Source organism: Streptomyces canus 299MFChir4.1 (assembly GCF_000383615.1).
GTDB lineage: Bacteria > Actinomycetota > Actinomycetes > Streptomycetales > Streptomycetaceae > Streptomyces > Streptomyces canus_C.
Genome location: NZ_KB911598.1, coordinates 1 through 8,437, shown reverse-complemented (window position 1 = coordinate 8,437; position 8,437 = coordinate 1). Strand labels below are relative to the sequence as shown.

Annotated in this window: 5 protein-coding genes and 3 pseudogenes; 4 read left to right on the top strand and 4 right to left on the bottom strand. The window is 68.7% G+C overall.

Annotated elements, in window-relative coordinates:
• Positions 1-404 precede the first annotated feature (404 nt).
• Complete coding sequence (locus tag H293_RS58515; RefSeq protein ID WP_158694448.1) at positions 405-773, bottom strand: hypothetical protein; 369 nt, start codon at positions 771-773, stop codon at positions 405-407.
• 286 nt (positions 774-1,059) lie between these two features.
• The gene (locus tag H293_RS0129845) at positions 1,060-1,938 is read right to left on the bottom strand and encodes a YwqG family protein (protein WP_020121491.1); all 879 of its coding nucleotides are present in this window, start codon (positions 1,936-1,938) and stop codon (positions 1,060-1,062) included.
• A gap of 737 nt (positions 1,939-2,675) precedes the next feature.
• Between H293_RS0129845 and H293_RS52910 the strand changes: the two are divergent.
• Positions 2,676-3,513: pseudogene (locus H293_RS52910) on the top strand (DUF2382 domain-containing protein).
• Positions 3,514-3,920: 407 nt separating this feature from the next.
• On the opposite strand, the gene H293_RS58510 reads toward H293_RS52910, so the two are convergent.
• Positions 3,921-4,163, bottom strand: a complete 243-nt coding sequence (locus H293_RS58510; RefSeq protein WP_158694447.1) for a hypothetical protein — start codon at positions 4,161-4,163, stop codon at positions 3,921-3,923.
• A 287-nt stretch (positions 4,164-4,450) separates the two neighbouring features.
• Here H293_RS58510 and H293_RS50155 point away from each other — a divergent pair.
• Positions 4,451-4,795: pseudogene (locus H293_RS50155) on the top strand (transposase); the annotation flags it as partial.
• 69 nt (positions 4,796-4,864) lie between these two features.
• Here H293_RS50155 and H293_RS0129825 read toward each other — a convergent pair.
• A complete protein-coding gene (locus H293_RS0129825) occupies positions 4,865-5,794 on the bottom strand; it encodes a S41 family peptidase (RefSeq protein WP_020121487.1) in 930 nt (309 codons plus the stop codon).
• Between the two features lie 331 nt (positions 5,795-6,125).
• Between H293_RS0129825 and H293_RS52905 the strand changes: the two are divergent.
• Both H293_RS52905 and H293_RS0129815 read left to right on the top strand, forming a co-directional pair.
• Positions 6,126-7,566: pseudogene (locus H293_RS52905) on the top strand (NF041680 family putative transposase).
• Between the two features lie 222 nt (positions 7,567-7,788).
• Positions 7,789-8,437: FG-GAP repeat domain-containing protein (locus tag H293_RS0129815; RefSeq protein WP_020121486.1), on the top strand; the 649-nt coding region annotated here is incomplete at its 3' end.

Below are 8,437 nucleotides of genomic sequence, written 5' to 3'. Positions count from 1 at the left end.
ACAGCACCGGCTCGATCAACTCCCAGCGGGCATCGGACAGATCACTCGGATACGCACGACGATCGGTCATGACCTGGGCATACCGCTGTTCGGGGGCGTGCGCCCAGGCGTGTGTTCTACCTCGCGGGAGCACGGGACAGATCCGGGCGTCCTGGAATGAGACAGGCTTAAGTCGGCCCTCTCCCCAGACGCCACACCATCAGCCCCGCGAGCCGCGGCCCGCCCTGCAGACTCACCAGCACCAGATCATCAGCAGGCGCAAACCATCAGATAACACCGCGCTATAGAGGAAAACGACCTCTGAAGTGGTCTGTAGGTGCAGGGTGTTCTCAACTTTCTGCCGAGCGTCTCGCCGTTCCGGAGGTCTGTCATCACCCACACGGTTGGCTGCTGCTGGGCACGTGTCAACGCGGTGTGAGCTCCATGGCGATTTCAACGTACTGATCGACGGGATGCACCGGATCTTGATTCTCCCGACGGAACCAGAGATCGAGTACGCCCAAGACGACCTGAACGTCCTCCCGCTCGCCTTGCACCCAGATGACCGCTCCATCGCTGCCGTGCGGCCGCTGCGCCGCTTGAGCAACAAGTCCCACATCGAATGCCCTGCTCCACACGGATCCGGTGTGCGGGGCACTCCATCGCAGTTCGGACGGGAGACGGGGTGCAGTGTCCGGGAAAGACTGAGCGAGCTCGTTCAGGAACCGTTCGCCGTTTGAACCGGGGCCACCGACGACACGGACGGCGACGGTTCCCGGCTGGACTCTGGTCATGGCTCCAACGTAGGCCTGCTGATGCGGCATCGCCACGGAGCTGCTGCGTCCGGGTCGACGCCGGCGACGTGATCGAGGAACAGGGCGGCCGGTTACCGCCCGCGCCCGGCGCGCCATCGCCGACCGCGTTCGGGTTCTCAAGTCGATCTGAGTCGCGGCCAGTCGCTCACTTCGTCGGGCCGGTGAAGAACGCCGTCCAGAACTGGCGGGCGGGCGGTTTCGACCCCCTCGGTGACGCGAGCACTGACCACGGTTGAGGGGTTGGCCCTGGTAGGTTCCGCCCCCTTTACGAGCAGTCGAACCAGTGGGTGTAGGGCCGGTCGGGACACTGTTGGCAGATGAAGAGGTAGATGCCGCCCATGTCACCGAACATCAGGCCCGGGGGGCTCTGGATCAATCGACGGTCTTCGTAAGGGAGGTCCCAGATGGTGCCGGTATCGGGTGTGTCCTCCACGGGCAGCCAGGTACGCCATGAGGCCCCGTCGAACTCCGCGCTGTTGACGGTGAGGAGGTGGGCCATGCGCTGACCGCAGGCCGAGCAGTCGGGCCAGAACGGCTCCTGCGTCCACGTTGGGTATCCGCCGACCTTGACACCGTCGGCCACCGACAGATGCTGCCAATACGAGTAGCCGGTCTCCTTCCCCACTCGATCGAAACGCTCCTTCAGCGCCTCGGCGACCTCGTCGGGCAGATCCCAGCTCGGATAATCGACAACCTGTTCCGGGTGCAGGACGCACGGGTCAGGCAGGTAGTCCTCCTCGGCGCCGGCCGGCCTGGGGTACTCGGTGAGTTCGCCGACGCACGTGGAACTGTCGCGCCAGTAGAGCTTCGGCTGGGGTATATAGCCGTGCTCGAACGGGCACCACAAGACCTGCAGGACATCCGTGCCACTGGGAAAGGGCAATTCGGGAACGTCGGCGGCGAACAGCTGGAGCACAGGCACCAGGGGCAGCGCACCCGCTCCAGGACTGAATTGACCGTGATCGTCGTCGCAGTGCGGCCAGTCCACGGACTGCGGCCACAGGAGAGGACCACCCAGCGAGCTTTCCCGGGGACCGGGATTTCCCGGTCGCGGATGCAGCCGGACGGTGTCCTTGCGATAGGCGGCGAGCTCGGGAAACAACAACTGCATGTCGAGGGGACGCGGCGGGGTGGTACGAGCCATCTCCGACTCCTGGTCTGACCGGCACGCCGTCGGCTGATGCCGTGGCGAACGGCAGCGTAATGGCTGGGTGTGACAACCCTGCCGTGCGACGGCCGGCTCGCCATCGCCCGACTTTCGGCATTCTCGGACAGAGGTCGTTTCCGGGTGGCGGGCCGCGGACACCAACCGGCCCGTGCGGAGCCCATTGGTTCGGCAGTACGGGCGGCGCCCCCCGGCAGGCCCAGCAGCGCGTCCGCCGCGGACCGCACACACGCCGCAGCCACCTCCGGGCGGCGGTGACGTCCAGCGCGGGACGTCGGCAGGGGAGGGGCCTGCTGGTGTCCAACGGCGTGTGCAAGCAGCTGGCCGCGCCCACTACCCCAGCGACGTCGCTGCCGGCGTGGCCATCGGCCTGGCGAGCGCCTGGCTGACCCGTCGCGCCCCGCACCTGATCCTGCGCCTCTGGCTTTGGCCGTGAAGCCGCGAGCCGGGGCGACATCCGCGGACGCCGTCAGGGCGAAAGGGTGCAAAACGGGCGGTGTGAGCTGTGTGTCTGTGCGCGAAAGGGACACCCGGAAGCGGTGACAGCACGGCCGCCTCACAAACCGCGGGCGCCATCGCTGTCCTGGGTCCGGCCACGCCGGGACGCCAGCATTCCAGCAGCGCGGCTGCTGGGGATCGGGTCCCGGTCTCGCGCCACCGGCAGCGGGTGAGCCGGACAGTGAGCCGAACGCAAACGACAGAGAGGGTGGGTAACTGTGATCACCCACGAGCAGATCCCGACTGTGCTGGACCACCCGGTCTACGACACGGACGGCAACAAGATCGGCGATGCCAAGCACGTCTTCCTCGACGACACCACCGGCCAGCCCGAGTGGGTGAGCGTGAAGACCGGCATGTTCGGTACCAGCGAGTCCTTCGTACCGATCCATGACCGTCGTGGAGGACCATCTGGAGGTTCCCTACCCCAAGGACAGGGTCAAGGACGCGCCCAACGTCGACGTCGACGCGGGCGGACACCTTTCCGAGGACGAGGAGCACCGCCTGTATGAGCACTACGGCATCGACTGGGACGCGGCCTGGCAGCAGGCCAACCGGCCCGGCGAGGGCGGCTGGGCGCGCACCGGCGCCGCGGGGCCGCCAGGCACTGCCGGCGGTGACATCGACGCCGCGGATGCGGCCGCCATGTCCGGCACCCGTCCGGATGCGGGTCAGGACGACGCCATGACGCGCTCGGAGGAACGCATGCACGTCGGCACCGAGCGCCGGGAGGCGGGCCGGGCCCGGCTGCGCAAATACGTCGTCACCGAAGAAGTGCAGCAGACCGTTCCGGTACGCCATGAGGAGGTGCGCGTCGAACGCGAGCCGATCACGGACGCCAACCGGGACGCCGCGCTGTCCGGGCCCGGCATCAGCGAGGCCGAGCACGAGGTCACCCTCCACGAGGAACGCCCCGTGACCCAGACCGAGACGGTGCCGGTGGAGCGAGTGCGCATGTCCACCGAGGAGCACACGGAAGAGGAGACGGTGCGCGGCCAGGTCCGCAAGGAGCAGATCGACACCGAAGGCGTCGACGACGACCGGCCCGACCGGTAACCGAAAGTCTGCCTCTCGCCTGCACGCGCCGGCCCCGCTCGGAACCTGCACGGGCGGGCCGGCGCTTGTGTGCCCGCCGGCCCCAACTGCCGGACACACGCCGACAAGCCGGCCAGGCCGCCGCCGCGACGCACCCAGGCCGCGACCGTGCGGCACTCGGAATCACTCATCACCTGGGCGGCCATCACCTTCATGATCAGGCGCATCACCCGGCGGTCCTCCCGCAGGAACGGACTTCCGCCTCCCGCGAAGCCAGCCGGGACTGATCGTTCCAAGGGCAGGACCATCACGTCGGCCCTGCTGCGGCCCGCGACAGCAACTGTCCCACCGCCGGCCGCAGCCGCCGGCCGCGGGCTGTCAGGGGCATCACCCGGCAGGGGATGTCCCCTCGCCCAGGAAGGCCACGATCAGGTGCCCCTGGTCGTCCATCCTCGGCACTCCCGCCAGGCGAATAGTGCGTTCCTGCCCGCCGGGCCAGCGCACACGGACGTCCAGGCCCCGCTGCAGCGCGGCAGCGAGCGGCTCCGGCGCACCCGCAGGAGGCCACCCCATTGCGGGCTTTCAGCAGGCGTCAGCTCGCCCAGCTCGGCCTCGACGGTGATCTGCTCGGACCCGACCAGCAGCACAGCGGACAAGGTGAAAGACGACACGTCCCAAGCCTGCCCCAACAGCCGGCCCGTCCGAGAGGAGCCACTCCGAACGTCGATAGCCCCCGGCCTTGGAGGGGAAGACCAGGGGCCACCTGCCGGCGGGCAGCGCCCCGCTCGCCTCCGGGGTTACCGTCGGCGTCACACGCTACAGACCGCCTTCCCTGCGCTTCGTCCACGACTCCCACGACCTGGGGCTGCTGCTCCTGGCGGACACCCACGTCCACCGGGACGAGGTCTGGTCGTTCACGCCGGCCAAGGCCCGTACGATGTGCGGCCGGGGCGGCTTGAAGGAAGTCCTCTTCCGGCTCCTCCTGATGCACCCCGAGATCACGATCGTGTGGGCCGACTCCGTCTATGCCGGAAAGCTCGTTGACTGGGCGAAACAGCACCTCAACCTCACGGTGAAGCCCGTCAGCCGCCCCAAGGACACCTCCGGCTTCGTCGTCCTGCCCCGCAGGTGGGTCGTGGAGAGGTCATTCGCGTGGATGATGCACGCCCGCCGCCACGCGAGGGACTACGAACGGCTCGTCCAGCACTCAGAGACGCTGATCAGCTGGGCCGCCATCACCCTCATGACCAGGCGTCTCGCCCGGAAAGGCGCCGCCCCCCGCTGGCCGAGGAAACCGGCCGCTGCCGACGGCTGACCGCCCCGGAGATTCCTGGCTCTCAGCCAGGAATCTCCGAAGTGACCGCACAGTGGTTCACCGGTGTCGGCAGGAAGCCTGCTTGTTCAGCCATTTCTGAGCCGCGTTCAGCACGGCGTCCTGATGGCGGGCCACCGGGCGGGGATCCTTGATGACTTCCTCGTCCGGCGGGATCGGCGCGTCGTAGGTGCGGCCCGTGCGATCCGCGTCCCTAACCCCCGTGATGAAGAGCGTGGCTCCGTCGGACAGGCGGTAGGAGGCGTTTCCCGTCGGGACGCCGGAGGTGGGCTCGCCGAAGGAGCGGGTGCCCGGGCGTCCGCGGAAGGCCACCGCGACGGCCTCGCCCGCGCTGGACGTTCGCCGGCCGGTCAGCACGGCGACAGGTGGCCCGCTGGTGGCCAGGCGCCAGCCGCCGGTGCTCCATCCCCGCGACTTACCGTCCAGGTACGGAGCACCGTTCTTGATCGACCACACGGACTTCTTGCCGTCCGCGGCGACGAAACTGCCCGCTGTGCCGTCGCCCAGGATCGGCCCGGCCACGGCGAGCACGGGCCACATGCCGCCGCCCGTCTCTGGCCTTCGGTCTACCACCCAGCCGCAGGCTTGCGCCCCGTCCGCCTTCGCCACGGCGGCCCGGCCCTGCCGTACGTAATGGTCGTACGTCTTCTGGGAGCCGTCTACGCCGGGCAGGGCGACGTACACGATGCCGTTCTTCAGGGAACGGGCCTGCGGCGGGTCGGAGGAAGGCGCCGAGGAGTCCAGGGTCTCCTTACTCTGCTCCGGGTTCCAGAAGGTGCTGTGCCGATCGCCCAGAGACCCCAACGCCGACTCGATCGCCCCGTAGGTATCCGCGGGCTTCTGCGCCCCGCGGGCCTGCGAGAACGCCTTGCTTCGAAGGTTGTCCCAGTCGATCTGGTGACGGAGCAGTGAGTGCTCTTCCATGATGCTCAGCGCCTTCGACAAGTACGTCCGCGCCGCGGGGGCCATGTCGTCACCAGCCGAATCCTGCGCACCGCTTGTGCATCCCGTCGCTGCGACGACCACTCCGGCCAGTGCCGCACATGCTGGCATGCGCAGCGAACGTCCCCGACCCATCCGTCCCCAGGTTCTCGTCACAGGACGTAACCCTAACGTTAACGATCATCCGCTGATGAGCTCAAAGATGAGAAACAAGCACAAAGCTTGTTCTTTTTCTTCCGGTCTCGAACGGTGTCTCGAACTGGGTCGCTCACCTGGGGATTCACCGGACGTGGGGGCGGCCTTCGTCTGATCCTGTGCTCCGACCAAGGTGCACGTGACCAAGACGAAGGCCGTGAGGGTGAGTCTGCTGCCTGATGCTGTCCGGAGGGAAGCGTTCGCGGAAGCGTCACGCTTCCGGGGCGAGTTCTACGAGTGTCTGACCGCTCGGCGCGACGAGTTGTTCGAGCTCACCGACGCGGTGCTGTGTGCGGAGGGGGCGGTGAGGTCTCCGGTGGACCTGACGCTGCTGCCCGAGCATCGTCGTGGGCATGGAGCGATGTATGGCGGTCTGACCACGGCCGGATCGACATCGGCCGACTGCGGACCGTGCTGGCCGGGCTGTCGCTGCCGCGGTTCGACGGCGGGCGCCTGGTCCTTGCCGTCGATGTCTCGTCGTGGCTCCGCTCGGACGCGCCGTGCTCGGCTGAGCGGCTGTTCTGCCACGTATACGGCCGCGCGAAGACGGCGTCCCAGTTCATCCCGGGCTGGCCCTGTTCCTTCGTGGCCGTGCTGGAGCCGGGCGCCACGTCCTGGACCGCGATCCTGGACGCGGTCCGGCTCGGCCCGGCGGACGATGCGACCGCCCTCACCGCCGCCCAGCTGCGGGGCGTCGTGGAGCGGCTCGTCGCCGCGGGCCGGTGGCGGACCGGGGACCCGCATATCGTGATCGTCAGCGACGCCGGCTACGACGTCACCCGCCTGGCCTGGGTCCTGCGTGACCTGCCCGTCGAACTGGTCGGCAGGGTGCGGTCCGACCGGGTCATGCGGCTGCCGAAGCCGCCCCGCCGGCCGGGGACGAACGGCCGGCCGCCCAAGCATGGCCCGGAGTTCCGCTTCGCCAAGCCGGAGACCTGGCCCGAGCCCGCGATCACCACGGTCACGGACACCATCAACTACGGCAAGGCCGAAACCCAGGCGTGGGACCGGGTCCACCCCCGGCTCACCCACGGCTCCTCATGGCTCGACCACGACGGCGAACTTCCCCTGGTTGAGGGCACGCTGATCCGGTTGAAGGTCGAGCATCTGTCGACAGACCGGGACGCCCCACCGGTGTGGTTATGGTCCTCCAAGACCGGCGTCACTCCAGACGATGTGGACCGCTTATGGCAGGCATTTCTCCGCCGCTTCGACTTGGAGCACACCTTCCGCTTCGCGAAGCAGACCCTCGGCTGGACCACCCCGAAACTCCGTAGCCCCGAGGCGGCGGACCGCTGGACCTGGATCCTGATCGTCGCTCACACCCAGCTCCGGCTTGCCCGGCCCCTCGCCAAGGACTTCCGCCGACCCTGGGAGAAGCCGGCTGCCTCCGGCCGGCTCACCCCTGCCCGGGTCCGCCGGGGTTCAGGAACATCCGCGCTCACCTGGCCTGCCCGGCTCATGTTCCCAAACCTCGAGGCGCCGGCCCCGGACGGCCAGCCGGCGTCAAGAACAAACACCGGGCACCCCGCTACGACGTCGGCAAGACCGTCAAACGCCCCGAGACCCTCAAGGCCATCGGCAAGCCCGGAAGATCTTGGTAGATAAAGAACAAGCTCAGCCGAAGCCGGCGCCGTTGCCGTACGCCCGATTGCCGCGGCCGAAGAACCCGCCACATCACGTACAACCCTTGGGCCCCACCAGAAGTCTCTTGATCGCCAACCGCCCGTGTCCCGGAGGACAACACCAGGCAAACACGGACGGTCCGCACCCCATCGACGCGGATGCCCTCCAGGCATCCCCCGCATGCCGCAGGAGAATCCCGCATGCACCAGAAGCACCACCCGCACCTGAGACTCGCCCTCGCGACGGCCGCCGCTGCCGCGCTGACCGGCGGTCTGCTCACGGTCTCGGCGACGACCGCCACCGCCGCCGACTCGTTCAGGGTCGCGAAGGCCGACTTCAACGGCGACGGCATCGGCGACGTCCTGGCCACGGCCGCCGGTGCCTCCGTCAGCGGCCACGCCAACGCCGGCCAGGTCGTCGCCCTCTACGGCAGCACCACCACCGGCGTGACCTCGGCCAAGCGCACGGTCCTCAGCCAGAACTCCGGTACCGTGCCCGGCAACGCCGAGAGCGGAGACCTGTTCGGCGGCGCGACGGCGTACGCCGACTTCAACGGCGACGGCTACGACGACCTCGCCGTGGCCTCGCCGTACGAGAAGGTCGGCACCGACACCGACGGCGGCGCCCTCGCGATCCTGTGGGGTTCGGCGAGCGGCCTCACCGGCAAGGCGAGCGACGTACCGGACCCGGCCGTCTCCTCGCACGACAACTGGGGCCTGTCCCTGGCCGCCGGCGACTTCGACGGCGACGGCAAGGCCGACCTGGCCGTCGGCAACTCCTCCGCCACCCTCTACGTCTACAAGGGCGGCTTCAGCAGTTCCACCGGCCAGTCCGGCGGCCGCTACACCG

Bases quoted from the DNA above. Each gene is read 5' to 3' on its own strand.
- H293_RS58515 (WP_158694448.1), bottom strand. From the start codon at position 773: ATGACCAGAGTCCAGCCGGGAACCGTCGCCGTCCGTGTCGTCGGTGGC.
- H293_RS0129845 (WP_020121491.1), bottom strand. From the start codon at position 1,938: ATGGCTCGTACCACCCCGCCGCGTCCCCTCGACATGCAGTTGTTGTTT.
- H293_RS0129825 (WP_020121487.1), bottom strand. From the start codon at position 5,794: ATGGCCCCCGCGGCGCGGACGTACTTGTCGAAGGCGCTGAGCATCATG.